Annotated in this window: 20 protein-coding genes and 1 pseudogene; 5 read left to right on the top strand and 16 right to left on the bottom strand. The window is 58.1% G+C overall.

Going from position 1 to position 24,169, the window contains the following annotated elements; genetic code table 11:
- Nucleotides 1-52: 52 nt before the first annotated feature.
- From KJS47_RS01495 to KJS47_RS01465, 7 genes are all read right to left on the bottom strand, one after another.
- Entirely contained in the window at nucleotides 53-4,027 is a 3,975-nt protein-coding gene (locus KJS47_RS01495; RefSeq protein ID WP_213522172.1) for an FIMAH domain-containing protein, read from the bottom strand.
- 252 nt (nucleotides 4,028-4,279) lie between these two features.
- On the bottom strand, nucleotides 4,280-5,341 hold the full coding sequence (locus tag KJS47_RS01490) for a flavin-containing monooxygenase (protein WP_213522170.1): 1,062 nt from the start codon (nucleotides 5,339-5,341) through the stop codon (nucleotides 4,280-4,282).
- A 94-nt stretch (nucleotides 5,342-5,435) separates the two neighbouring features.
- The gene (locus KJS47_RS01485) at nucleotides 5,436-6,020 is read right to left on the bottom strand and encodes a TetR/AcrR family transcriptional regulator (protein ID WP_213522168.1); all 585 of its coding nucleotides are present in this window, start codon (nucleotides 6,018-6,020) and stop codon (nucleotides 5,436-5,438) included.
- A 482-nt stretch (nucleotides 6,021-6,502) separates the two neighbouring features.
- Nucleotides 6,503-6,874 carry a hypothetical protein gene (locus KJS47_RS01480; RefSeq protein ID WP_249716025.1) on the bottom strand — a complete coding sequence of 124 codons (372 nt, stop codon included), beginning with the start codon at nucleotides 6,872-6,874 and terminating at the stop codon, nucleotides 6,503-6,505.
- A gap of 384 nt (nucleotides 6,875-7,258) precedes the next feature.
- Nucleotides 7,259-7,471, bottom strand: a complete 213-nt coding sequence (locus tag KJS47_RS01475; RefSeq protein ID WP_213522164.1) for a hypothetical protein — start codon at nucleotides 7,469-7,471, stop codon at nucleotides 7,259-7,261.
- Between the two features lie 233 nt (nucleotides 7,472-7,704).
- Entirely contained in the window at nucleotides 7,705-10,065 is a 2,361-nt protein-coding gene (locus KJS47_RS01470; RefSeq protein ID WP_213522162.1) for a YcdB/YcdC domain-containing protein, read from the bottom strand.
- Nucleotides 10,066-10,197: 132 nt separating this feature from the next.
- The gene (locus KJS47_RS01465; protein ID WP_213522160.1) at nucleotides 10,198-11,286 is read right to left on the bottom strand and encodes a M24 family metallopeptidase; all 1,089 of its coding nucleotides are present in this window, start codon (nucleotides 11,284-11,286) and stop codon (nucleotides 10,198-10,200) included.
- 181 nt (nucleotides 11,287-11,467) lie between these two features.
- Between KJS47_RS01465 and KJS47_RS01460 the strand changes: the two genes are divergently transcribed.
- On the top strand, nucleotides 11,468-11,626 hold the full coding sequence (locus KJS47_RS01460) for a hypothetical protein (protein WP_213522157.1): 159 nt from the start codon (nucleotides 11,468-11,470) through the stop codon (nucleotides 11,624-11,626).
- 211 nt (nucleotides 11,627-11,837) lie between these two features.
- On the opposite strand, the gene KJS47_RS01455 is transcribed toward KJS47_RS01460, so the two are convergent.
- Nucleotides 11,838-12,065 carry a hypothetical protein gene (locus KJS47_RS01455; RefSeq protein ID WP_213522155.1) on the bottom strand — a complete coding sequence of 76 codons (228 nt, stop codon included), beginning with the start codon at nucleotides 12,063-12,065 and terminating at the stop codon, nucleotides 11,838-11,840.
- Between the two features lie 115 nt (nucleotides 12,066-12,180).
- Nucleotides 12,181-13,623: a PstS family phosphate ABC transporter substrate-binding protein gene (locus KJS47_RS01450; RefSeq protein WP_213522153.1), complete on the bottom strand. Its 1,443-nt coding sequence runs from the start codon at nucleotides 13,621-13,623 to the stop codon at nucleotides 12,181-12,183.
- A gap of 242 nt (nucleotides 13,624-13,865) precedes the next feature.
- Between KJS47_RS01450 and KJS47_RS01445 the strand changes: the two genes are divergently transcribed.
- Nucleotides 13,866-15,233, top strand: a complete 1,368-nt coding sequence (locus KJS47_RS01445) for a PASTA domain-containing protein (RefSeq protein WP_213522151.1) — start codon at nucleotides 13,866-13,868, stop codon at nucleotides 15,231-15,233.
- 129 nt (nucleotides 15,234-15,362) lie between these two features.
- Here KJS47_RS01445 and KJS47_RS01440 read toward each other — a convergent pair whose 3' ends face one another.
- On the bottom strand, nucleotides 15,363-16,313 hold the full coding sequence (locus KJS47_RS01440; RefSeq protein ID WP_213522150.1) for a DUF2167 domain-containing protein: 951 nt from the start codon (nucleotides 16,311-16,313) through the stop codon (nucleotides 15,363-15,365).
- Nucleotides 16,314-16,532: 219 nt separating this feature from the next.
- Complete coding sequence (locus KJS47_RS01435) at nucleotides 16,533-17,123, bottom strand: TVP38/TMEM64 family protein (RefSeq protein WP_213522149.1); 591 nt, start codon at nucleotides 17,121-17,123, stop codon at nucleotides 16,533-16,535.
- Between the two features lie 438 nt (nucleotides 17,124-17,561).
- Between KJS47_RS01435 and KJS47_RS01430 the strand changes: the two genes are divergently transcribed.
- The gene (locus KJS47_RS01430) at nucleotides 17,562-17,771 is read left to right on the top strand and encodes a hypothetical protein (protein ID WP_213522148.1); all 210 of its coding nucleotides are present in this window, start codon (nucleotides 17,562-17,564) and stop codon (nucleotides 17,769-17,771) included.
- Here the strand turns inward: KJS47_RS01430 and KJS47_RS01425 are convergent.
- Nucleotides 17,764-18,243: a hypothetical protein gene (locus KJS47_RS01425; protein WP_213522147.1), complete on the bottom strand. Its 480-nt coding sequence runs from the start codon at nucleotides 18,241-18,243 to the stop codon at nucleotides 17,764-17,766. The two genes, KJS47_RS01430 and KJS47_RS01425, sit on opposite strands and share 8 nt — an antisense overlap.
- Before the next feature lie 280 nt (nucleotides 18,244-18,523).
- Between KJS47_RS01425 and KJS47_RS01420 the strand changes: the two genes are divergently transcribed.
- A complete protein-coding gene (locus KJS47_RS01420; RefSeq protein ID WP_213522146.1) occupies nucleotides 18,524-18,994 on the top strand; it encodes a hypothetical protein in 471 nt (156 codons plus the stop codon).
- A 95-nt stretch (nucleotides 18,995-19,089) separates the two neighbouring features.
- On the opposite strand, the gene KJS47_RS01415 is transcribed toward KJS47_RS01420, so the two are convergent.
- The 3 genes from KJS47_RS01415 to KJS47_RS01405 form a co-directional block, all read right to left on the bottom strand.
- On the bottom strand, nucleotides 19,090-19,539 hold the full coding sequence (locus KJS47_RS01415; protein ID WP_213522145.1) for a GNAT family N-acetyltransferase: 450 nt from the start codon (nucleotides 19,537-19,539) through the stop codon (nucleotides 19,090-19,092).
- A gap of 267 nt (nucleotides 19,540-19,806) precedes the next feature.
- Nucleotides 19,807-21,015 carry an MFS transporter gene (locus tag KJS47_RS01410; protein ID WP_213522144.1) on the bottom strand — a complete coding sequence of 403 codons (1,209 nt, stop codon included), beginning with the start codon at nucleotides 21,013-21,015 and terminating at the stop codon, nucleotides 19,807-19,809.
- Between the two features lie 16 nt (nucleotides 21,016-21,031).
- Nucleotides 21,032-21,478, bottom strand: coding sequence for a MarR family winged helix-turn-helix transcriptional regulator (locus KJS47_RS01405; RefSeq protein WP_213522142.1), 447 nt, complete (start codon nucleotides 21,476-21,478; stop codon nucleotides 21,032-21,034).
- Between the two features lie 242 nt (nucleotides 21,479-21,720).
- On the opposite strand from KJS47_RS01405, the pseudogene KJS47_RS01400 reads away from it, so the two are divergent.
- A pseudogene (locus KJS47_RS01400) lies at nucleotides 21,721-22,321 on the top strand (nitroreductase family protein).
- A gap of 161 nt (nucleotides 22,322-22,482) precedes the next feature.
- Here KJS47_RS01400 and KJS47_RS01395 read toward each other — a convergent pair.
- Nucleotides 22,483-24,096, bottom strand: a complete 1,614-nt coding sequence (locus KJS47_RS01395) for a type 2 periplasmic-binding domain-containing protein (protein ID WP_213522140.1) — start codon at nucleotides 24,094-24,096, stop codon at nucleotides 22,483-22,485.
- Nucleotides 24,097-24,169 lie beyond the last annotated feature (73 nt).

Genomic DNA, 24,169 nt, shown 5'->3' with positions numbered 1-24,169 from the left:
CGCTTTCCGGCAGCGATGCAAGTTACCGAACGTATAAAGAACAATTGTTCGCTTAGTTAAACCTGTTCATAAGCTCCCTCGCGGTCCGCTCGAGTCCGCTCCTCGCTTGATCGGTCGCAAACTTGTTCAACTCCGGCTTGCTCAAGCGGTCGAGCAGCATTTGAAGATGATGCCTCGCCTGCTCCGCCGCCCCCTTGCTCCAGTGGTGCAGCGCCTGGCGAGCGTCGTTGCGCAGCGGTTGGGCGAGCGGGCCCTGCACGCTGCCGGACGCCTCGTAAGCGGCTATCTGTTCGGGCAGCGACAAGAGCCGAAGCGAATGCCGGCCCGCTTCGAGCCGAAGCGCTATAGTGCCGGCCTCCTCGTCGCGGACCAGGCCGGCCTCTTGGAGCAGCTGGCCGTCCAAGAGGACGAAGGCTCCTTCTGGCGCGTGCACGCGGATCGTCTGCGCTGTCTCCGATTCGAGGACGCCTTCGGTCACGCCCCGGGTCGAATCGGTATCGAGGGCGGCGCTGTAGGCATGCTCTCCCGCCAGAAGAATGCGGCCGTTCCACTGCAGCGATGAGCCGCGGGTCATTTTCATGCCCGTCACGGCCCCGTCCGCCGCCGCGGTGACCACTGCCTGCTCTGCATCGGTGACGGAACCGCCTGCAGCCACAGTGCCCTCTCCCGTACGGAAGACTACCAGGTCAGCCGTGCTTGCGGCATTCTGGTGCCGGATCCGAGCGGCAACTCCGCCTGTGCCTAGTACATAGTCGGCGTCGACGTTCAGCTTGACGGGGTCGGGGCCAGCTGCGCCCGCCGGCAGCAGCTGCAGCGCATCCAGGCCGATGAAGAAGTTGCCGGACTGCGCATGCTTGCCGACCACCTCGTACCGGATCGTATGTGCACCGGCCGTCAGCTGCACATCGCCGTGCTCGAAGCTTTCGGCCGCCAGCACCTCCGGAGCGTAGCCGTCATAGACGTCGCCGACCGACTGGCCGTCCACGTAGACCTGGACCTGCCCATACAGCGGGGAATGCAGGAATCGGCTCTGCAGGTTGTAGGTGCCGGACTCGGGCACGTTGACCGTAACGGTCATGTAATCACCAGGCTCACTGCCCCGGTAGAACATGACGGTGCTGCCGGCAGCTTGAATCAGCTTGAATTCCTTGCCGGAGCTGGCGGTCAGCGGCAGAAGGCTGGCTTCGTCGTACTGGCCTACCGGTTTGTATGCGCCTGCCTTCAGGACCGTCAGGAACCGGCCTTCCTTAGCGGATTCGCCGCTGCCCACTCTGGTGTAGAATCCGAGTGATTCGGCGCCTGGGTACGTGGAGACGGTGATCGGCAGCTCCTCCTCGCCGAGGAACGCAGCCGCGAGCTGAGCGCCGCCTCGGCGGACATACAGCTTGCTGCCGGGTACCGTGACGCCGGCCTGTGCCGCGGCTCCGTCGATTTCGAATGCATCGAGCTGCCCGCTGTACAGAATCCAGTCGTAGACGTGCGGCGCGTCCGACTTGAGCTCGTCGAGGAGCACGAACGTGTCGTTGCCGAGACGGACGGCATGCCGGTCGAACTGGGTCAGCTTCGGATTCCCATAGGCGCCCGCAGCCGAGCCGACGACGGTGTCATACGTCGGCGAGAGCATCCCCTTTTGCAGGGAGCCTCCCCCTTTGACACTCTGAGACTTCCCGTCGACCTGAATCGTGCTGTGGCCGAGTCGCTCGGTGAAGTCGTTCATGGGGCCCGCCACATAATCCTGGTAGCCGGGATCGTTCGCGATCCAGGTACGGTTCGTGGCAATCTGGAAGCTGTTCTGGTCGTAATGATTGTGCCCGAGCCGCGAATTGTTGGCGATCATCGCGAACAACACATCGTCTTCGGACCAGCCGCTTCTGAGCGAGGCCCAACCGATCTCGTCGAACACCGCCGAACCCGGCCACTCGTCGGGAGAAGCGGTCGCCGCGTCGGGACGGAAATAGAGGAAACCGTCGATGCCGCTGACCGCCGACTTGGTCTCCTTCAAATACCAGCCCGCCATGCCATTGTTCAGCCAGGCATTAATGACGTTCATCGTGAGCCCGAAATAGTTAGCTTCGCTAGAATCGGAGAACTTAGCGAGGCCTCCTCCGCCCGGCGCGAGGTTGTAGGTCACCCAGCGGACCAGAAAATCGTTCAAAAACGGATGCGTCGCCAGGCTCCGCTCCCCGGTCACCCGGTTGATATGATCAAACGCCTTGATCATATTGTCCATCGCATAGCTCGTATAGAGCATGCCTTCTTGCTGGCCGGACGTCATCCGCGTATCCAGGTACCATTCGTAGAATTCCATCGCCCGCGTCAGATAGGCGTTCGCGCCAGGGCTGTGCCCGAGGAGGACGGCGGCTCCACTGCCGAGCGCCGCGGCCCGCAGCGTCTGGATGTTGTGGTCCATCTTGTTCCGGGCATCCTTGTACAGCGGCTTGACGCCCTTCTCCTCGAGCGCGGTGAGCACGAGTTTGCGCTCCTGCTCCGTCAGGCTGTCATACAGCAGGTCAAACGCCATGCTGACGCCAAAAGTCAAGTGTGCCGTGTCGAGACAGGTGTTCCCGCCGCACGGATAGTTCGGATCCGTCCAACTGTTCCAGCCAGCGACGGATAACAGGTAGTCCTTGGCCTTCTGTCCGTAGGAGGATTCGCCAGTGATGATGTGAGCAAGGCTGAGCACCTCTAGGCGGTCCTGGACGCCACGCGTCATCATCGTCCAGTACGGATACGCCGTGTCGTAACCGGGCGGGTTCGGGATCGGGCCCGGCTGCACGGGCGGCAGCGGGAACGTCACCACCTTGCCTCCGTAATAGGTGAGCGAGAAGCTCGTTTCCCGCATGTAAGCGTCCGCGTTGCCGCGGATACCCTGCCACAACTGCTTGCCGGTCGTACCGAAGGGTGCGCTCGTCTCGTCAGCCGCTCTCGCCTTCAGAGAAGGAAGGTCATCCGGCGTAAAATAAAGGCGTGGATGGCTCGGCGTCTGGAGAGGGAATTCCCGCACCGGCTCGGACGGCACCAGGCCGAATTCGGCCCTGTCGAAGTAGGCGGTTCCGACATTGGTCTTATGCTGGTACAGCAGCAGCGTCGCATAGACAGCCCCTGCGGGCGCGTACGCCTCGATGGTGATCGGGCTCCAGGTGCCGATGTCCGAATTGGTCGCGATCTTGGTGTCTATCCGGACGTTTGCGCTGTTCCAGAACTCAAGATAAAGCTGGGAGGTACCGGACTCATTGTACGAATGGACGGCTGCCCGGTACAGGTTGTCGGGCACAACCGGCATGCTGCCGCTTCTCAGTCCGGGACCGGCCGATGCGCTCGGATCCTTCATCTTGACGCTGTAGACGCCGTCCAGCACGGTCGTGACGGAGGACGCATAGTCGATCCCCGCGCCGAGCGGCGTCCAGCCGGCCGGCTTGCCCTGCGTCACCTCTTCGAAGCCCCCGTTATACGGGAGTCCAGCCGGAAGCTCGATGAGCGAGGCATCGTCAAAATAGGCGACACCCACGTTAGCCTGGTGCTGATACAGCAGCAGCGTAGCATATGCAGTACCTTCCGGAGCCTCGCCCGTCACCTCAATGGGTGTCCACTTGCCGGACGAGGAGCCGGCGCCGATCTGCACGCCGATCCGCTGGTCGGCCGCGTTCCAGAATTCCAGATAGAGCTGGGCGTTGCCTGTTTCCTGATAGACCTGGACGCCCGCCTTGTAGAGGCTGCCCGGCTGGACGGTCACCCGGCTCGAGCGCAGGCCGTTCCCGGCCGATGTGCTTGTGTCCGTCAGCTTCACGCTGTAGCTCCCGCTATGCACGGGCTGATAGACGGACTCGAACACCGATGTCTGGCTGAGCCCCGTCCATCCGACCGGTTTGCCAGCCGCCGTCTGCTCGAAGCCTGCGTTAGCTAGACCTCCGGCTGTTTGCGGCTCTGCTTCGGCAGCGAGCGCGGCCATCGGCAATGCCGAGACGAGCAGGCTGAGCAGCACCGCCAAACCAATTGTTCTCATTCGTTTGCTCCACTTGGTTGTCATTCTTGCTTCACCTCTTTCTCCCATTGATCCATACCAGTCCTGTACAGGTATGTACAAAGTAACTATAGCAATGGGCAGAAAGCGGTTTCTTGATGCCCCCGGCCTATTCTGTCTTGCCTTCCGGCGAAGATTCCGTCGAACGGTCTCCTTTTCTGACAAATCCTGTTCCCTTGAGCCGGCCGATTGCCTTACACCAAAAACCGCCCCTGTTGAGGAGCGGTTACGATCCCAATATGTTTTCGTTATACCGTTTCAGCCAGCTTGAGCTGCCCGTCCGTCAAGCCCCTTCACCAAAGCCTCAGCGTCCTGTCCGACCCAGCCGAGCAGCGCCGACCCCCGGCATGTCTGCCAGGGCAGTCCGAGGTAATAGAGGCCTGGGACCGGACTGACGCCCCGGTTATGCAGCGGCGCTCCTCGCTCGTCCAGCGCTTCCGGGATAGCGAGCCACGAGTAATCGGGACGAAACCCAGTCGCCCAGATGACATTGTCCACTTCGGCGGCTGATCCGTCCCCGAACACAACTCGCCGTCCGTCGGCTGCTGCAGCACGGGGCTTAGCGGCCACCCTGCCATCGGCCATCAGCTTCTTCAGCTCGAATCCATAAATTTGTTCCGGCTGGTGCTTCAGCCAGCTGCCTCGGAGGGAGTCCTTATCCGCCTGCAGCAGGCCCAGCTTGTCGAAGTACCAAAAGATGCTCTTGCCCGCGACCGCCATCGGCTTGAATGCCGGCGGCGTGCTCACAGCTAGCGTCACCTCGCGTTCCTTGGCCAGCTCGACCGCGATCTGCGCGCCCGAATTGCCGCACCCGACAACGAGGACGCGGCCTTCATTCAGCTGGGCGGGGTTGCGGTAGTCGAAGGAGTGGACCTGGTAGACGCTCTCGTCCAGCCCATCGGCGAAGGAAGGAACGGCCGGCGTCTGAAAAGGCCCCGTCGCCACGATCACTCGTCTCGCTGTGTATTCCCCTCTCGTCGTCTGCAGCCGAAAGCCAAGCGTGGTCCGTTCCACACGGGTAACAGCTGTGCCGTAGGCTACCAGCAGCTCGAACCGGTTCGCATAGGCTTCCAAATAATCCGCCGTCTCGTCCTTAGTCGGGAGTCCGTCCGGGTCTCCCGGGAACGCCCATCCCGGCAGGCCGCTGAACTTGCGCGGCGTGAACAGCTGTAGCGAATCGTACCGGTTCCGCCAGCTGTCGCCGGTTCTCCAGTTCACATCGAGCAGAAGAAACGTTTCCTTCCGCTGCTTCAAAAAATAGCCGATCGCCAGCCCCGCCTGTCCGCCGCCGATCACGATCACTTCGTATTCATACCCCATTCCGATGACCTCCCCTTATCTCTAGCCTTCAAGCTGGGCTTGCAAACATCCAGTCCATGCAAGCACTTGCTTGCATAGTGGGCGCAGCGAGCCGCTAGCTGCGCAGCCCTCGTGCGAATGCCGCGACGCTGTGCTGCAGGAATCTCTCTTGATCGACGGTCGTGATCCGGTCCCCGAACAGGGAACGGGAGAGGAAAAATCCCAGGTTCAGCCAAATAAAGCCCATCGCTTGCGCCTCCAGATCCGTGTCGCCCAGCAAGCCCCTCTCTCTCATGCTTGCGAAATAGTCGATTAAACAATCCTTGAATTCCTTGGGCACACTGGCCGCCCTCTCGTCCAGCTCTTCGAAGGCGCCGGCATCCCGCAGCGCGAGAATGACCATATCCCCGTTCTGCCTCATGAACGATTGATAGGCATTAGCCATCTGAGCAAGGTCCCTCTCCAGATCACCCTCCAGCCGATCCAGCAGCCCTCGGAACAGCGGCATGTAGGAGTAACGCTGGACGAGCGCTTCCACAATCCCCTTCTTGCTGCCAAAATGGCGGAACAGCGTAGACTCGTTCACTCCCGCTTCCTTGGCAATCGCTTTGGTGGTAACCGCCTTGAAGCCATGCCGGCGCATGAGAAGGCCCGTCGCCTGGAGGATGCGCTCCCGTGTCTCTTCCGGTGTCTGTTCCATTTCATCCGCCTCCGTTTTCTCTTCCCTTGCATGCATCCATGCAAGTACTTGCTTGCATGGATAGAATACAACCGCCAATTCGTTTTGTCAATCCCTTCCAGGTGGGCTTATTATGCCGACTTCCATGCGAATCCAATTGCGGCAATCCATCCATACGAATCCGCTTGTAGAGACAAATTGATTCAAAACAACGATCTCGCCGATTGAGTACAGTACCAACCGGTTCCTAAGGCTACTTGCCAAGCAAAAAATTATACTGGTTCTCCTATGCAAGAGAAATCTCAAGGTATAGCGCAAGCGGGATAAGTAAATATACAAAAAAAGCACCTTATTGAACACTTCTTCAATAAGGTGAAAAACTATCTTCGTCTTGTTAGCCGCTTTGAAATATTGTGTATACACTCCCGGCCTTTCTATTGCTAGCGCCTGTAAGTGTGGCAATTAAAACGTCGTCTATCAAGCTGTTGTTTGCGTCATCTAGGTTAATTTCCAACTTTAAAAGTTCCGATAACCGTCTTCCCATCTGCTTCATATAGGGGTATTGTTATACCACCTTGTCCTTCTTTGGATTTTTGGTATGCTACGGCCTCTTCCGGAGAATTTACTTTTGGATCTAAATCTGAAGACTTTACATAACCGACCACACCATTTTCACCAACTGCTTTTATCAAGTCTGGTTCCTTTGAAGGGCCTGGAGGATATGGGCCTTGTCCATATGTTTGCCCTTGCTCATTGACAGGGTAATTAACGACTTCCTTATCGCTTATAGTTCGGGTGTTTGAATCGACTGCAGTTGAGACACCGATCCCCGCTATCACAGAAAGCAATAAAGCAATTACAATGGTTTTCCCCATTTTTCCCAACTCCTTTCTTGTCATCTATTTTTAGAAGACCATTTTTTATCTTCACATTATATCTGACATTCCTTAGATTGTTAGTATCACGCTATAGCAGATTTCTTATTCCGTTGTCTTCCGAGTGTCAATATGAAGCATTTAGCATTATCTCTGTATCTTCCTGCCAAGTGGCTATATTTAAAGGTCACAAAACTTGGTGAAAGGAACACATTCTCCGTTTATATATTTCATGGTAAGCCCGTTTAAGCTGTCAAGCTCAAAATGAATAGAGAGGTACGGCAACATTACCGTACCTCTCTTCCTCTCACTCCTATCAACCAAATAGCAAAAGCTGTTGCGTTTTTTCCTGACGAGGCCGTAAGTTCTGCAGACGTACTAAGTCTACTTTTTAAGTTTGTTCTGAAAATAACACGTATAATATCCAATTGCATAAACAGTAAGAATAGCGATTACTAAATAGTCTGATTTATCCGGATCTAATCCCCAATCTAGGAAGAGATTAACGAGCCAATGCTGTGACAAAAAATAGAGAGCCACAATCATCATTAAAGGAAGGCCGCTATATTGCGATTCATCTTTTCTTTTCGGTTCCATCCTACCTCCTTAATACTGGTAAAAACACCTCGGATCTCAGGATTTCTGCTTAACTATACGCAACATCTCATCCATCCTCCCTGCGTGAAAGTATTCATGAACAAACCTATCGTTCTCCGTTAGTTGAACAAGGGACAATGTCTCACCTTATCAGATGGAGTCAGATAGAAAAACCTCTTTTGGCTACTGGGCCAAAAGAGGTTTCCCGTATTTCACAATGCTCGGCGGAACAATCAGCGGCTGATCAACTGATCGACCTTGCCCTGCAGGGCAAGCAGCCTGAGCATCGCTTCGGCGGCTTCCGCCAGCGTAACTGCCTTCTTCGGCTCGAAGCGCTGGTCGGTGGCCGGCTTGAGCAGCTCAAGCTGCAGGGCAAGCGCTACCTCTCCGGCGTAGGCAGGATCGAGGTCGACTTTGTCCTTGAGCGCCTCTAGAGCGGAGCTCTTGATCGTCCCCGCAAGCTTGCTGTAATGCAAAATGTGAACGAGGCTGTCGGCCAGCCGTTCGCGTGTGAGCGTCGCCTCCGGATCGATCGCTGCCGCTTCCTTCGCCGTAAGCCAATTGAACTGCTTGAACAGCTCGAGCTCAGCGGCATAAGGCTTCTTGGACGCTTCTTCCTGCGCGGCGGGGTTCCCCGACGAGAAATACGGGAGCATCTGCTCGTAGCCCGGGTTCACGGCGCGGGCCATCATGGTCATCCAGCTGCCGACCGTCAACGCTTCGTCCGTCTTCACCTTGCCGGTACTATCCGGCTGGATAACTTGGTAGCGCCAGAGGACGCCGAGCGCCTCGGCCGCGCGGTGAGAGGTAATCTCCGCCGGCGCAGGGCCCTGCTTGCCTCTCTGCTCAGGCAGGAGCCAGCCTATCCGCTTCCACTGTCCCGTCGATGCGTCAATCGCCATCGCCTGCTTATCCGGATCGGCAGTCACGAACCGGTAGACGAGCTTCACGGAGACAGGCTCCGGTTTTCCGCTTGGCGTATAATAGCCGCCGTACATGACATATTCCAGCTGTGCCTTCATTTCTTTCCTATAGAGCGCACTGGCCTCTTCCTTGGTCGTTTTGGCGGCCAAGCCCTTGAGCTGCTCTTCCAGGCCGATCGTCCGGTTGACATAATAGTCAACCAGCTTGCCCTGCCCATCCAGCGTTACATTGACGCTGTCACCGCTGACGAGAATACCGGCATGCATTCTTTGAAAATAGAAGGAAAAGTTCGGTTCGTCTGCCCGGCTTGGATCAAACGCCTGCAGCTTCAGCTCTTCGGAAGCATTCGGGTAAAGCCGCTGGACGAGATCAAGCGCAATCGCACGTGCTTCCTCCCGGCTGATCTTCTCGCCCTTTTGCTCCGGCTGCATCCACGGCGGCCCGTAGCTGTTCAAGTGGAACTGAAGCAGCTGGCCGGTGGCGGCGTCTACCGTCGCCCGGCTGGAATTCGGGTACCCTTGAGGGGCGTTCGCCTCTTCCATCCAGCTCAGGTCCCACAGCTTCTGGCCTTTGTTGGCGTACCCTCCGTCGGTTCGCGAATATTGGCCCGACCGCTTCTTCTCGGCAGGCAGCTGCAGCGTATCCTCGACGAGCTTCGCCGCCTCTTCGCCCGACAGTCCGTCCTTCCCCGGATTGGCCGGAACAAAGACGTTGTCCTGCTTCTCGATCGCATCAAAGCCGAGCGGCACGCCCGGGACTTTGTTTCCTTGTCCGTCGAGGAAGTCCCCGGTCTGGGCATCAACCACATAAGACGACGCTGGGGCCGGCGTCCAGGCAAGCGTCCATTTCTTTTCCATGCCATACGAGGAGTATGATGGCACATATTGCAGGGTCATCTCTAGAGCCGAGCGGAACGCCGCCTCTGCGTCCTCCGCACGGATGGCCGGTGTCGAAGACGGATAAGCCGCCGACTGGTTCGACCGTTGATAAGCCGTTATGTCACCGCTTCCATTCATCGTTATGTAGATCGACTCGCTCTGGCTTCTCACTCCGTTAACATCCAGATTGAAGGAAAATTGATAGTTGACCGGACCGAACAGCGCCTGCGGATACAGATATGGGAGGCCTTCATTGTAGTGCACGCTGGCCGGGTCCAGTGACGGAGCGGCCTTGCGGATGAACGCCTTGGCGAGGTCGAGCGCCTCCTCCTGGCTTACCTTGGCCGGGTAATACGTCGGCTCCCCAAACTTGTCCTCGTACGGCATGCTCGCCTGAAGGATCTCGCCGGTCATCGAATCGACCATGCTGCTGAAGCCGTAGCTGCCGTTGCCGTCCCGCAGCTCCCATTGAATCGTCCATACGTTCTGGTACCGGGGCGGATACGAGCCCGTGTCGCCCAGATTCACACTGGTAACCGTATAGTTCTCGAATTGCGGGAACAGCTTGCGAACGGCAGCAACCGCATCGTCTCCCGTAATCTTCGCTTCCGGCTTGACCTCAGTCGAGGGAGACATTGGAATCTCGCCGGCGGCCTGCATAAGCATCCATTTTTCCGTAGCGGCATCCGCGAACACGGCGGTCGGCGTCAACGAGGCAATGCTGAGCGCTGTAATCGCCGCGGCCACTTTCGGCCACTTTCGTTTGCTTGTCCGTTTGCTAATGTCATTCACTCCATTTCCACCAGATATTGTCAATCTTTTTACCATACGCGGCAATCCGGTGGAAGTTTCATAAAACTTATCAATGCGCACAAAAAAACGCCGGCCGGATGCCCGGCTGGCGTTAAGGGCTGCTTATACCCATTACTCCAGAATCGTCAAATCCTTCCGGAACGACGTCAGTACCTCGCACCCGGATGCCGTGACCAGCACGTCGTCCTCGATGCGCACGCCGCCTTCTCCCGGCAGGTAGATACCGGGTTCGACCGTCAGCACCATGCCCTCGGTCAGCAGGTCTTCGTTGGCGCCGTGCACGGACGGATACTCGTGCACATCCATCCCGAGCCCATGCCCGACCCGGTGCTGAAAATACGGACCGAAGCTCTGGGCTTCAATAAAGGCGCGGGCGGCTTGGTCGACCTCCCGAAGCGGCTGGCCGGGACGGATTGCCTCGATGCCGAGCCGGTTTGCCTGAAGAACCGTATCATAGACAGTCCGCAGCCGGTCTCCGAGCGAACGGAAGGCAAACGTGCGGGTAATATCCGAGACGTACCCGTCCGCCAGCACGCCCATGTCGAACAGGAGCAGATCGCCCTCGGCAAGTGCACGCTGTCCGGGATCGCCGTGTGGAAGCGCCGAGCGCTCGCCCGCGAGAACCGTCGTCTGGAACGACGGTCCGTCAGCTCCCAGCTTCTTCATCTGGTAATCCGCTTCGGCCGCAAGCTCAATTTCGGTGACGCCGGCGCGGACCTGGCGGATCGTCCGGGCCAGCGCTTCCTCGACGAGTCGGACCGCATGCTTGATCTTGGCGATTTCCTCAGCCGATTTGCGCACCCGCATCTCCCGGACCGGACGCTCCACGTCGGCGTACCGCTGCGCATCGACGAACTGCTCGAGCAGCTCATAACGGCTTACGGTCAGGTGCTGCTTCTCGATGCCGAGGCTGCGCACCCCGGAGCCGAGCAGACTCCCCAGCAGCTCATACGCATTGTCGGTATCCTGGTGCTTATGAATCTGCGTCACGCGGGAAACGGCCCGTGCCGCTTCTTCGTCGAGAGACGGCACGAGCAGGAACGGCTCCTCGTCCCGGCGCAGCGCGAGAGCAAGCAGCCGCTCGTGCGGGTCGGACAGATAGCCGGTAAAATAATACACATGCTTGGGATCGGTCAGCAGAATCGCGTCCAGCTGAGCTTCCTCCAAATAACGGGTTAAGGCGGCGATTCGTTCGTTCATACTCCTTCATCCTCCTGACGTTCTGTTTTCCATCCTTCCATTGTAGGCTTGCCGGCGCGCCGGGTCAAACCGCCTTCTCCCGGCAGCCGAGGCGGACGGAAGTCCCGCCCGCCGGTCTCTCCCAAAATCTACATAAGCCGGTAGCGGCAGGGACAAGCTACGGGAGAAAGGAGGCGACACTATGCCCCACGATCACATCGAGCCGGAAACGGACGGGAATCCGGACACCATCTACGAGGATACGAACGCGCACGAACGCCTCGGATTCCGGGTGGACGACAAGACACAGCTCAATATCGAAGAAGTGGACGAGAGAATTCCGGACGGCATCGACATCTAAATCCACTTGCGGTGAAGCACCTGACAGGCGGCCTCACGCGAACGGCCCCGGCTGACCGATCATCCGGGGCCGTTCTATGCTCTTTGGTTCCTAGCGTTGTCTGCTTGCGGGCGGGTAGTTCTACTAGCAGTCTCTACGTATCCCGCCGGAGCGACATCTGCCAAGGCCAGCAGCGTCTTGGCTATGCTGACCGGTGCCCGCCGGCTCGCCTCTAATTTTCGGACCGGAGGCCGGGGTACCGGGCTTCCATCGCGCGCAGGAACTCCGCGTAACCGTTCCTCAGTTCAGCGATGGTGATCAGCTCCGGCACCGTCTGCTTTTCTTCCTCGGTATGCTGCTGCAAAATCGACGACAAGCCGTCGTAATTGAACCGCATCTCCTTGTATGTCTGCTCCAGCTTCTCAAGCACGACGCCGATCAACGTCTGATACTGCTCCATTGGCTCCTCCTGTCTACCGGTCCGCCGGGATTCCCCTGGGCGGACCGGTTGTCCGTCATCCTTCTCACCGCCTACATTATATAAGCTGACAGGATATTGGAAAAGAGCGGACTTATTACTGCGGCTGCAGCGGAACGAAGCCCCCTCGCTCCACTGCCTTGCGGCCTGCCGGGGATTGCAGCCAGGCGAGAATCCGCCCGACCGGACCATCCTCCGGCTCCCCTGCGCGGGAGACCGCGTATAGCTGGGCCGTGAACGGATATGTCCCTTGGCGGATTGCCTCCTGACTGGGCGGGACGCCGTCGATCGCCAGAAACTTCACGTCCTCATGGCGGTTCATCTCCTTCGCATAGAACAGAAACGAATAGCCGATGGACGTTTTGGCATTCCGGTAGTCCGCCACCGATTCGATGAGGCCGCCCATCCCGGTGATGCGGCGAATGGTCGGCGGTTCGGCGAGCGCGAGGCCCGCCATTACCTTTTGCTGCATAAAGGTTTGGCTGCCGGAGTTCTCGTCGCGCTGGAAGGCGACGATCGGGCTGTCCTCGCCTCCTACCTCCCGCCAGCTGCCGATGTCCCCCGTGTAGATGTCCCGCACCTGCGCGCTCGTCAGTCCGTCCACCGGATTCTCTCGATGGACGAGAAACAAGAAGGCATCCATTCCGACTGGGATCAGCTTCAGCTCAACGCCCTGCGCCGCCGCGAGCCGCCGCTCCTCCTCCGACGGGCCGGCGACGAATATGAGATCCGCCTTGCCGTTGATCAGGTTCAAATAAGCGGGATGCGTAGTGGTGAAGTGGACCGCCTGTGCCGCCTGAACCCGGTTGACGCCCGTCAGCTCGCCGACCAGCACGCCGCCGAACGGAATGGCGGCCGTGGCGCCGTCCAGCCGCGGGAGCGTCTCGAGCGTGAACTCTTGGCGTCCCGCCGTCCCTTCCGCCACTCCGAACAACAACAGCAGCAAAGCAAGCGGACCCGCTGCTGCGAGCAGTGCAGTACGGGGCCGGATGCGCCCCATTCTGCGCAGCCGGCCGAGCCGGGCTCCGTACAAATACGACAGACTGGGCACAAACGAGAAGGCCAGCACGAACAGTTTAAGATCCCGGTCCCCCGTTACATAATGGGCGAGCAGCTCCCAGAGCGGCTCGGACGCCCAGGCAACATACAGATTGTAGGGAAGCCAGGCGATGCCCGTCACCCCGGGAAGCGCCCCCTGCTGTGTCCGCATGGTGAGCAGCCAGATGAGACAGCCGGCCAGCGCTGGCAGCAGTGCCGCAGTCCAGCGCATGGCAGCACGCGGCAGTATGCGGCCCGTCAACGCGCCCAGGCAAGCATAGACAAGCGCGTGCACAGCAACGAACAGGACGACGAGCAGCAGCAGGCCCGGATCGCTCCAATTGCCCTCGAGCAGCGGATCCAGTGCCCGATTCAGCAGGGTGCCGACTATGCCTGATACGAGGAGATAAAGCAAACAAAATAGCAAGCCCCAGGCCAGCGCTTGGGCGGCTCTGCCAAGGCTTTGCAGCCAGAATGGACGTAACCGGTCCGTACGTTCCAAATCGGGTTCCCTCCCTATCCGTCCGCATGGCGCCTTATGGCTGTTCATTCCTCGGGTGAAGATCGGAAGCCGCGCCATGCTATTTCCCCTAATTCGCGGGGGCATTCCCGAATCCCTTTTTTTCCAGCTCGTTCGCGCGGGGTTTCGGTTTGGTTTCCTTTTTCAAATGTATTATACTTGGTTGGATACAGACGTCATGATTAACCGGTGGCTCTAACCGGATGAGGAGAGGATGGGAAAGCATGAGCCATACGATGGGAAACCGTTATGCGGCCCATTCGCAGATTCAGCCGCTATCCGGTGGCGCTCTCTATTACGGAGAAGATAAAGCCTTGCCACGAGAGGTACTGCTCTATCATACCGAACGCCCGGGAGGCAGCGCAGATGACGATTACGCGAGGGCGATTCGCCGCGCGTCCACGCTGAACCATAACGGGTTTCAACATATTCTGGATTCGTCCTTCGACGAAGCGTCCGTCCTCGTCGTTCTGCAGCACCGTCCCGGCAAGCCGCTTATTCAGGAGCTGCGCACGCGAATATGGACGTATCCCAAGATTATTCACCTGGCAACCGGCGTCGGCCTGGCGATGCTGGACGCACTCGAGGGCCAGGTCGGCGGCTACCCGGCGTCCGCCGACAACCTCTGGCTCGGCGAGGACGGACGGCTGTCGTTCCTCAACTATTGGGAGGAAGGCCCAGCCCATACGCAGGGCGCTATGGGGCTGTGCAGCCTGATGCTGCAGCTGTTCTCCGGCGCGGAGCAGATGCCGCGTCCGTGCGAATCGCTCGACCCGGTGCTCGGCAAGGTCGGCCTCTTCCAGGCGACTCCCGAGCAGAAGGAAACGTTCGCGGAACTTGTCCGCCGCGTCTGCAGCGGACGGATGTCGCTGCCCGCGCTCGTCTTCGAGCTGAGAGGTCTGCAAAAACAGCTTGAGCAAAGCACGAAGCCGCAGCCGGTCTACGGGAACGCCGCCGTTCCAGCGCCTGCCGCTGCCTCCGAGCAGGAGCATGCCCGCCCCGCGCAAGAGGAAGCCGCAGCGCCGAGGCAGCCTCGCACACCAGCCGCAGCCCCCGAGGCGGCGGCCCCTGCTGCCAAACCCGATGCTAGAGCATCTTCCGGACGCCGGACCGAGGCGCCCGTCCCGGCCCCCGTGGAGGAGCCCGTAGACGAAGAGCCGGCCAAGCCGTGGTTTTACAAGAAATCGATCGTCATCGGCTCCGCCGTCATCGTGGTCGGCTTCCTCGTCTGGGTGTTCTGGCCGTCTGCGGATCCGGCGCGGCGCCCGCTCTTCGAAGGAGCTAACCCGGCACCGAGTGTCCAAACCTCGGCGTCTCCCAAGCCGACGGCTTCGGCCAAACCGACCGAGCGTCCTTCCGCTCCCCCGACGCAGACGCCCCCGCCTGTCGCGGACGGCACCGTTCCGACCTTGGTCGGTCTACCGCGCGCCGACGCCGAAAGCACGGCAATCGCGGCGGGGTACCGGTACAACTTTTTGATGGAGCCGAACGAACAGCCGGAAGGCACCGTCTTCAAGCAGACGCCCGAACCCGGCGCTTCCGCCGAGAAAGGGAGCAATATTACATTCTGGGTCAGCAAGGGGCCTCAATAACGGTTTGCCGGGATTGGGCACCTAGCCCTGCTTCCTGCCTTGGCATAAAAAGACTGGCGAGCTTCCGCTCGCCAGTCTTTTTTCTTGGATACGTCTAATGTTCAGGCGGTCATCCCCGATAGAGTTCCCTTAGAGAGATGGCGGTGTGGCAGGACGCTCCGGACCGGGAGTCTGGTCGGCCGGCGGCTCCTGCGACTGCTCCGTCTCGGCATCCGTCTTCTTCTTCTTGCCTCTCAGGAACCGCCAGACGCCGGCCAGAGCCGCGACGATTACGATCCCGAATTTCTTGAACAGGCCGAGCATGACGGCGAGCAGTCCAACCTTCTTCGCAACGGCAATTCCCGCGCCGCCCAGTACGAGCCCAGCCAGCCCGAATTCGGACTTCTTGTCGGTCGCCGGATTGAAGTCCTCATACCTCTGTCCGTTCTTGATGGTGAAGGCGCTCAGCACGTCCTTTTCCATCGTCGCCCGCGACTTCGTCAGTTCGGCAGGATCGGTGACGAGCACTGCCGAGACATACCCCTTCCGGGTAAGCAGGCGGACGTTATAGTTCACCAGCTTCTCGTTGTTGCCCGTATGACCGAGAATGGTCCACGTCAGACTGTGCAGCTTCTCGTCGTACTTCGGCTCCTGCTCCCAGCCGTCAATGAACAACTGGTCGGCCGCCGGTTTGCCTTTGTTCGCTCCTTCGGTGCCTTCCTTGTAGCTGTTCAGCAGCGCGTTTGCATCGATCTTGTCTTTATCTTTGTCGGCAATATGGCCCGATTCCTCATATTCGAAGAACAGCACCCATTCCTGATCCTCCTTCATCGGGAAGACAGCGCCGATCTCCGAGCCGCTCGGCACCCCGCCGTTTTCCTTTTGGAAGGTCATCGAATCCTTTCCGTCCAGGTAGACGTAGTCCTTCTTCAGCTTAAGCTCTGCCAGGTCGTCGCCAAGCTGAACGGTCTGTCCCGACCCCTCCACCCAGTTCAGGTTAGATTCCGCATGAGCGAAGAAGGGCATTGCCGACCAAGCAAGCGCCATTGCCAGCGCGCATTTGGCCCCCCATGTCTTACTCTGTCTTATGTATGTACGCAACCTAATTCGTTCTCCTCTCAAATCGTTTTGTAGCCTTGCATGCCTTGCGGACTGGGGCCGAGCCCCCGGCTTACTCCACCCTTTTGCGTGGATATTAGACAGCGGCAGACAAGTAATTAAACAATTTTTCCTAGAATTAAACAGAATTTAGCAGCCGCTTGACAAAAAAAAAGAACCATCCCGCAGGGGCTGCCCGTTCGTACGAAGAGCCCCTCCTTCTTACTTCATGTAGCGTGATTCCAGCTTGCGGCCGAGCAGCCACAGGAGGCCCAGCACGGAGCCGAGCAAAACAAGCTTCCAGGGGTGCGTCAGCAAACTGGCAAGATCGTAGCCTGCCAGCGAGACAAGCGAAATCATGACGCCCTTACCGAGCACAGTCGCCGCCACGAAGGTATGGAACGGCACCTGGGAGATGCCGGCGAGAACATTGATCAGGAACGAAGGCGTGAACGGAAAGCAGGCAAGCAGAAAGATCGGGGTGAAGCCGTGCGTCTCTACCCAGTGAATAAGCTTGTCCGACCGGCGGAATTTGCGTTCAATAGCTGACCGGAGCCTCCCGCTGAAGCGGCGGACGAGGGCGAATACCACGACGGCTCCCAGCACAACGCCTGCCCAGGAGACAAGGATGCCTTCCCCCAATCCGTATGCATTCACGTTGGCTATAACGATAGCCACCATCGGCAAAAACGGAAGAAACGCCTCCAGCACGAGAGCGGCGATTCCCGGGAGGGGCCCCCAAGCTTCATATTGTCGTAACCAGTTGTCTATCTCTTGCCAATTGAGAGCGGCAAGCTTGTCCATGCCCTTCATCCGGCTGTCCACGCTCCTGTTCGGTTTTTCCAATATACTAACATAAGGAAGGCTGTGCAACGAAAGTTCGCATAATCGATCTTCCTTCCCGTGGCGCAAGACCCAGAAACTGGGTCCTTCTTCCTTAAATCCCCAAACGGTTGACTACCCTTTCCAACTTAGGTCCTCCTACGAGCGATCGGGTCCCGCGTCCCAAGTCCTCCGCCAACCTCCCTGCACTACACGCCGACTCAACCCGAAAAAACGGGCGAGTCCGGACTCCCCGTTTCACGAGCGATTCGCATTCGTCGATCCCTGTTTCCCGTGCCTGCGCCTGTTTCCCTGCCATTAGCAAAAAGCGCGTTCACGAAATTGAAGCAAATGAACCGGCCCGACTTGCTCTCTTGCCGGCTAACATCTGCTATAATCGGGAAAGATCATATCAGGCAGGTGAACTCTATGTCTCTCTCGTCTTATTATATTCTCTTGTTCGTCATCGTGCTGATCGGTACGATCGGAACGATTATGGTTGGCGCCTCCAAACAGAACAAGGAGGGCAATCCCGATTACGATAAAGAGACCAAAGGCATCTTCACCAAGCTGTCTCTCTACTATGTCGTTGCCATCGTAATCGGGTTCGGGGCGCTGATCTGGTACATCTTCAAGTAAAGAGCCCCTTCAGCCACCGGATCGCGTCGCCAAGCAGCGGAACCATGCCGAAGCCGTGCTGACCGATCACCACGATCCCATAGGCGGTTTCTCCGATGCCGACGACGCCGAGCGCCCACTGCGCGATGGAGACAATGCCGATCGCGACCGGTCCTAGCGCGACCACACCGATGGCCGCTTTGCCGGCTAAGGCGACCGCTCCTGCCGACCAGGCGGCAAGCGAGACGCCGCCGCAGGCGAGGAGCAGGCCGACTGCGAGCGCGCCGAAGGACAGCAGGCCGAAGCTGACGGCTCCTCCCGCGATCAGCCCGATCGCGATCTCCCCGATCGCGATGAGGCCGAACGCCGGCGTCCGTTTGCGCGTTCCGATGCCGTGGAACCGGACGGAGACGATCGGGAACCAACGTCTTGGCCATTGATAATCAATCTCGCGGGTACGCAGTGTGGATGTCCATCTTTGCCAACCGTTCATTACGCATCCTTCCTTTGCTTCCCATTGTTCGTCGACCCGCCGCCAGCCTCCCCGGCCGGACGGGTCGTTCTACTGTATGCCGGCTGCGGAGCCTGGCATGCTTTTCTTTTTCTTGACGGTCCTAGACCGATTGGATTAGCATGGTAATGATTAGTGTAACACGGAATGGGCTGGAAATGGACCTCGCCTTTGGTCCAGACCACTAGACCGAATCCGTAACCGAGTTCTCATGCTGCCGCCACCGGCAACAGGGAACAGATCGTTTACTGGAGGGATAGAGTTGACGAGGAAGATCGTGCTGACAATCAAAGAAAAGCTGATGGCTGCCGCAGCCCTCTTCATCGCTTTATTCGGTTTCATCATCACTTGCGGGTCTATTGCGGGACCGCGGAATCCGGGAGAAACGTTCCTGTCGAACGCTATTCTGACGATTCTTGTCGGCCTCCTGCCCATGGCCCTTGGCATTTGGCTCTTCGTGCGGACGCGCCGGATCGCCAAGCAGCGCCGCAGTCAGGAGAGCGAGAAGGAGATTTTGCGATACGCGCAGGAAAAGGGCGGCCGCATTACCGCAGCCGAACTGGCCTTGCTGTCGTCCTATACGCCAGAGGCAGCCCGTATCGTGCTGGAATCGTGCACGAGCCGGGGCTTCTGTGCCCGGAAGATAGCCGAAAACGGTACGTTCGTCTATGAATTCCCCGAGCTGCTCTCGGAAGAAGAGAAGCGCTCCTCCAAGCATGTGTTCGAAGCGTAGGCGTCCGCCCTGCAGGGCAACCAAAGAAAGAGGCCTTTCCACTAGGGAAGGCCTCTTTCTTTGGTACCTGGCGGCCAATCTGCGGCCGGCAACCTCTACTCGTCCGGCTGCTCGTCCTGCTCGTCTTCTTCCACGTCGTACCGGCAGAGAAACCGTTCGACGCCGTATCGCTCATCTCCCAGGCTCGTAATGACGAAGCCGACGCTGCGGTAAAAGTCCACCGCTTCGGCGTCCGTCTCGGCAATAAGAGCCGAAGGACGCCGCTCTGCGATCAGCTCAAGCAGCAGTCCTCTGCCGTATCCGTTCCCTCGCAGCTCCGGGTGAACCGCCAGATGGAGGATGGTCATCACGCCATCCTCCTCCGCCCGGACACCCGCGATGCCGACCAGCCGGCCTTCCTCCTCGAGTCCGAGAAGCTCGCTGTCCGTTTCGCCGCGGTAGCGCCCCGTGGCGCGGCCGAGCGCTTCTGCAGTCGGGAACACCGAATAGCTGAGCAGCTCGGCGACTTCCTGATCTTCCACTCTCTCATTCAACTTGACCAGCATTCCGGCATACGCCTCCTTCCGATCGAGAGATTCCTGACCCCACGCAGCGGCGTACGGCCATTCCTCCCACTTGTCCGTTACGATCATATACCACCAGGCCGGGCAAGCACAAGCGGACGAACTAGCGGTTTTTGATGCCAGGCAATCCTCATCCCCTGCCGTGCCGATTAGACAATACAAGGCCGTCCCCGTCATCCAAGATGACATTTGGGAAGGCCCAAAGCTCCGCCAAGCTTCTGCTTGAAGCGGGGACATGCAGGTCTATCGTCAGCCCAGCTTTTTCTGCATAGCGGTCCGGTCCCCCCGTACCAAGAGAGCCATCGCATAGAGGACGAAGAAGAGGACCATGAACCCGCTCGCATACCGGTACATGATGCCGTAGCTCGTGGCGGCGGCAATCGTGCCGAGCAGCATCGCGCCGATCGCGATGCCGAGGTCGATCGAGTTGTAGAACAGGCTGTTGACCGCCCCATACGCTTCCGGATGCGACTCGCGCAGCATCCAGGCCTGGATCGTCGGCTGGATCGAGCCGTAAGCGACGCCATAGAGCAGCGCGGAGCCGATCAGCATAGGCAGCGAATGGGTCATGGACAGCAGGTACAAGCCTCCTATCCCTGCCAGACAGCCGGGGATAAGGACGTACTTGTGCCCTTTGCTATCGAACAGCCGGCCCGAAAACGGCCGGACGAGCACGACGGTCAGCGCGTTGAACAAAAAGAACAAGCCGACCTGGTTGACGTTGATCTCCTTGCCGAACAAGGCGAGGAAGCTGACAAGGCCTCCGTAGGTAATCGACAGCAGCAGGTTCAGGATAGCCGGCAGCACGAGCTTGCCGGACAGCCCCCGCTTCTCCCCCTGCTTCCGGTTCTCTTCCTTCACTGGCTGCACTTTGGAAGGCTGAGGTGGTATGGAGCGCGTCACCAAGAGCAGCGGGATAATGATCGCTACCGCAGCCGCCCCCCACGCGCTCAAGGAGCCGAATCCGTATTCCCCAATCATCCACAGGCCGATAAGCGGGCCAATCGACATGGCCAGGCTGTTGGACAGGCCGAAGTACCCGATGCCTTCCCCGATGCGCCGCGGCGGAATAATCTGCGACACCATCGTCGGCATGACGGTGCTAGCCATCCCGAAGCCGATCCCGAAGCCTATGCGCAGGAGGAGCACAGCGGCCATGGAACCCGCATGCGGATAGGCGATCGTAGACAAGCTGCCGATAACAAGTCCCGCCATCAGAATGATGTTGCGGTGCACCTTTTTAAGCAGCGCAGCCGTGACGAAACGGGTGATGACCGCCGACAGCGCGAACAGGCTCGTTACGAGGCTGACGGCGAAGTCGCTCGGCTGAAAGGCTTCCTTAACATAAGAAGGAAACGGAGATAAAAGCATCTGCAAGCATAAAAACAGCAAAAAATAACTGACGGTCAAGCTGATAAACGATTTGGTCCATAGTCGTTGTTCTTGTTGCAAGTTCATTCTGTTCCTTCTCTCTTCAAGATTGATCGGTCCACCGGTCCAAATTCGTCTGAATGCGGCGGAGCACGCTCAGCACCAACCGTTCTTCTTCCTCTGGAATTCCCTCAAGCGCGTCGCGCATCGTTTTCTCCTCGATCGGGAGCGTCTCCCGAATGAGGGCGCGGCCCTTTTCCGTCGCGTGCACCGTAAAGGAACGGCGGTCCTGCACACCCGGCTGCTTAACCAGAAACGATTTGGCTTCGAGTACGTCCAGCATCCGGGTCGTGGACGCCTTGTCCTTGCCGGCACGCTCCGCAATTTCCTTCTGAATGAGACCGTCCTCCTCGACCACCCGGTTGAGCACGGCCCACTGCTCCGGCGTAATGTCGTATTCCTTTAGCCTCAGCTGGAACAGATTCGTTACCCTGCGGTAGGCCACCCCCATCAAAAACCCAACCGATTGGTCAAGCTGACTTCTTAGCATACTGGTTGAACCGCCTCTCGCAATTAGTTGATATGAATACTATATACAGAACAACTTGTTTTGTCAATGAAATTCCTACTAAAGGACTGGGAGAAACAGGCGGGATGGCCCTTTCGATTCAGGGGTAGGCTAGCGAATGGACTTCCTTCGTCGGAATTGACGAGAAACGGGTTCCTTTTTTGTCGCCTTTGTGGCACAATAATTAAGTATGTTACTAACAAATAAGGAGTGACTATCTCGAAATGTCCAAAGACTTTGTCGCAGCCCTGAAAGCTAGACGCTCCATCTACGCCATCAGCAAGGACCCGGTTGTATCCGATGAGCGCATCCACGAAATCGTTGGAGAAGCTGTCAAGTATACCCCCTCCGCCTTCAATTCCCAAAGCGCCCGTGTCGTTATCCTGCTCGGTGAGCATCATGACCGGCTTTGGGATTTGACGACCGAGACATTGCGCGCCATCGTACCGGCTGATAGCTTCCCCGATACCGCGCAAAAAATGCAGGGATTCAAGAACGGTTACGGAACGGTCCTCTTCTTCGAGGACAATGATGTGGTTACAGGGCCTGCAGGAGCAGTTCCCGTCGTACAAGGATAACTTCCCCGTCTGGTCCCAGCAATCGAACGGCATGCTGCAATTCGTCGTTTGGACGTCGCTGGAGCTCGAAGGCTTGGGCGCTTCCCTGCAGCATTACAACCCGTTAATCGACGAGAAGGTCGCCGCCGAGTGGAACCTGCCCGAGAGCTGGAAGCTGATCGCCCAGATGCCGTTCGGCAAACCGACGGCCGAGCCCGGCGAGAAGGAATTCAAGCCGCTGCACTCCCGCCTGCAAATCTTCAAATAAGCTAGTGCGGCCGCCTATCCCCTCCAGCATGAGAAGTGCTGAATTGGTGGAAGTTTAGACTGCAGCTTGTCCTAAAGACCGTAGTCAGACAAGCCGGCCGTAAAGGAAAACCCCGGATCCGACCCGCCTATGGCGGATCGTCCGGGGTTCTTGCTATTTCTCTATTTGGCATTCTGGTACCGGTTGTAAGCCTTCTCGTAGATACCCATGAACGAATCGAGCTTCATCTTGTTCACCGTACTCACATACTTGTCCCACTCGCTGAACGGCACGTCTCCGCTAATAAACTTGGTCGTCATCTCTTCTACATACGTGCCCAGATCGGTGGCGAGAGCCGCCAGCTCGTCGGTTTCGTCCGACGTGAACGTAAAGGCAGGCCAGATTTCCTTGATGATATACGGATCAAGCGGACTCATGAGCCGGTTGTTCTCTTCGTTCGAGCCTCGAAAATACTTGCGGGTAACCAGTCCCGGGTAGCTCCCTCCCGGCCAGGTGACATAGCTGGCCAGCACCTGGTTGGTCGTCTTTTCGGCGGGCTTGTTCTTGATCAGGTCGCTGTAATCAAATTCGCCGTTCGGCAGCTCGACAAAGGTCAGATCCTTGAAGCCGAGGAAGAAATTCTTCATCCCCTCGTCCCCGTAAAAATGGTCCATCCAGCGGACTGTCGCTTCCGGATACTTGTTCTTGTCGGTTATCGTGAATGCACCCAGCTGGACGAGCGGCGAGGACGTCGCCGTGAAGATTTGGTCTCCGTTCGGACCCTTGAGCGCCTTCGGAATCGAATAGCCCGGCTGCTGCATGTTGGAAGCCGTCCAAGTGGTGACGACCGCTCCGTAGTTGCCCTGCTTGCCCTTTACGAAAAATTCCTGGTCCTTGATCGTCAGAATATCCTTGTCGATCAGCCCTTCCTTCCATAGCTTGTTCACGTATTCCAGCAGCTGCTTGTAAGCCGGATCGGTCGGGTAGAAGCGGAGCTTGTTCGACTTCGGATCGAGGTCTATGTATTTGTTGGCCGTTCCGCGGTTCATGAGGCCGAATGAGCCTTTTAAGTTGTCGAGAAGCGGAGTCAGCTTGACACCGCCAAGACCAAGCTCGTCCTGCTTGCCGTTGCCGTTCAGATCGGTCGTCTTGACCGCCTTGAGATAATTGTACAGATCGTCCAGCGTTTCCGGCGGCTGCATATTCAGCTTTTTCAGCCATTCGTCCTTGATAAACAGCTTTTGGCTGACCAGGATGGAATTGAAGCCCGGTTCGTAGATAAGCGGGAATCCGTAGATATTGCCGTCCGGCATCGTGATGCCTTGCTTGACCCACGGATAAGTTTCCATCACCTTTTTGAAATTGGGGGCGTATCGGTCAATCAGGTCGTTCAGCGGGAGAAAGATCCCTTGGCTGCCGTATTTCATCAGATCGGTCGGCGTGAACCGGGCCGTATGGAATGCGTCAGGGTAATCTTGGCTAGCCAGAAGAAGATTCTGTTTTTCCTTCAGATTCTCGAACGGCGTCAGCTGGAAGTCGATCGTCATGTTCGTCGTCTTGGCGTATTCCTTCCAGATCATGGTCTCGTTCCAGTTGGTCGAGGTCGTCGACCCCATTCCCGCCAAAAACGTGAGCTTGATCGGCTCCTTCACAATCGGGAAGCCGGTCAAATTCAGGTTGGACGGCACTTCCTTGGCGGAAGCTTCGGGGGTTTTTTCGCTGCTGCAACCGTTTACAAGCAGGCTCAGGCCAACTACGCCGAGCAGCAGCGCGGGAAACTGCGTTTTTGTATTCATTCGTAATCCTACCTCCAGTTAGTAATATGCTAACGATATTCTAATGATTGGATAAAGTATATAACGGGAAGAT

Origin of the sequence: Paenibacillus sp. J31TS4, assembly GCF_018403265.1 — a bacterium.
GTDB lineage: Bacteria > Bacillota > Bacilli > Paenibacillales > NBRC-103111 > J31TS4.
This window is presented reverse-complemented; position numbering and strand designations above follow the sequence as displayed.

Excerpts from the sequence above, each read along its gene's own strand:
- KJS47_RS01495 (WP_213522172.1), bottom strand. The coding sequence starts at position 4,027 with ATGACAACCAAGTGGAGCAAACGAATGAGAACAATTGGTTTGGCGGTG.
- KJS47_RS01490 (WP_213522170.1), bottom strand. The coding sequence starts at position 5,341 with ATGGGGTATGAATACGAAGTGATCGTGATCGGCGGCGGACAGGCGGGG.
- KJS47_RS01485 (WP_213522168.1), bottom strand. The coding sequence starts at position 6,020 with ATGGAACAGACACCGGAAGAGACACGGGAGCGCATCCTCCAGGCGACG.
- KJS47_RS01480 (WP_249716025.1), bottom strand. The coding sequence starts at position 6,874 with ATGGGGAAAACCATTGTAATTGCTTTATTGCTTTCTGTGATAGCGGGG.
- KJS47_RS01475 (WP_213522164.1), bottom strand. The coding sequence starts at position 7,471 with ATGGAACCGAAAAGAAAAGATGAATCGCAATATAGCGGCCTTCCTTTA.
- KJS47_RS01465 (WP_213522160.1), bottom strand. The coding sequence starts at position 11,286 with ATGAACGAACGAATCGCCGCCTTAACCCGTTATTTGGAGGAAGCTCAG.
- KJS47_RS01460 (WP_213522157.1), top strand. The coding sequence starts at position 11,468 with ATGCCCCACGATCACATCGAGCCGGAAACGGACGGGAATCCGGACACC.
- KJS47_RS01455 (WP_213522155.1), bottom strand. The coding sequence starts at position 12,065 with ATGGAGCAGTATCAGACGTTGATCGGCGTCGTGCTTGAGAAGCTGGAG.
- KJS47_RS01445 (WP_213522151.1), top strand. The coding sequence starts at position 13,866 with ATGAGCCATACGATGGGAAACCGTTATGCGGCCCATTCGCAGATTCAG.
- KJS47_RS01435 (WP_213522149.1), bottom strand. The coding sequence starts at position 17,123 with ATGAAGGGCATGGACAAGCTTGCCGCTCTCAATTGGCAAGAGATAGAC.
- KJS47_RS01430 (WP_213522148.1), top strand. The coding sequence starts at position 17,562 with ATGTCTCTCTCGTCTTATTATATTCTCTTGTTCGTCATCGTGCTGATC.
- KJS47_RS01425 (WP_213522147.1), bottom strand. The coding sequence starts at position 18,243 with ATGAACGGTTGGCAAAGATGGACATCCACACTGCGTACCCGCGAGATT.
- KJS47_RS01415 (WP_213522145.1), bottom strand. The coding sequence starts at position 19,539 with ATGCTGGTCAAGTTGAATGAGAGAGTGGAAGATCAGGAAGTCGCCGAG.
- KJS47_RS01410 (WP_213522144.1), bottom strand. The coding sequence starts at position 21,015 with ATGAACTTGCAACAAGAACAACGACTATGGACCAAATCGTTTATCAGC.
- KJS47_RS01405 (WP_213522142.1), bottom strand. The coding sequence starts at position 21,478 with ATGCTAAGAAGTCAGCTTGACCAATCGGTTGGGTTTTTGATGGGGGTG.
- KJS47_RS01395 (WP_213522140.1), bottom strand. The coding sequence starts at position 24,096 with ATGAATACAAAAACGCAGTTTCCCGCGCTGCTGCTCGGCGTAGTTGGC.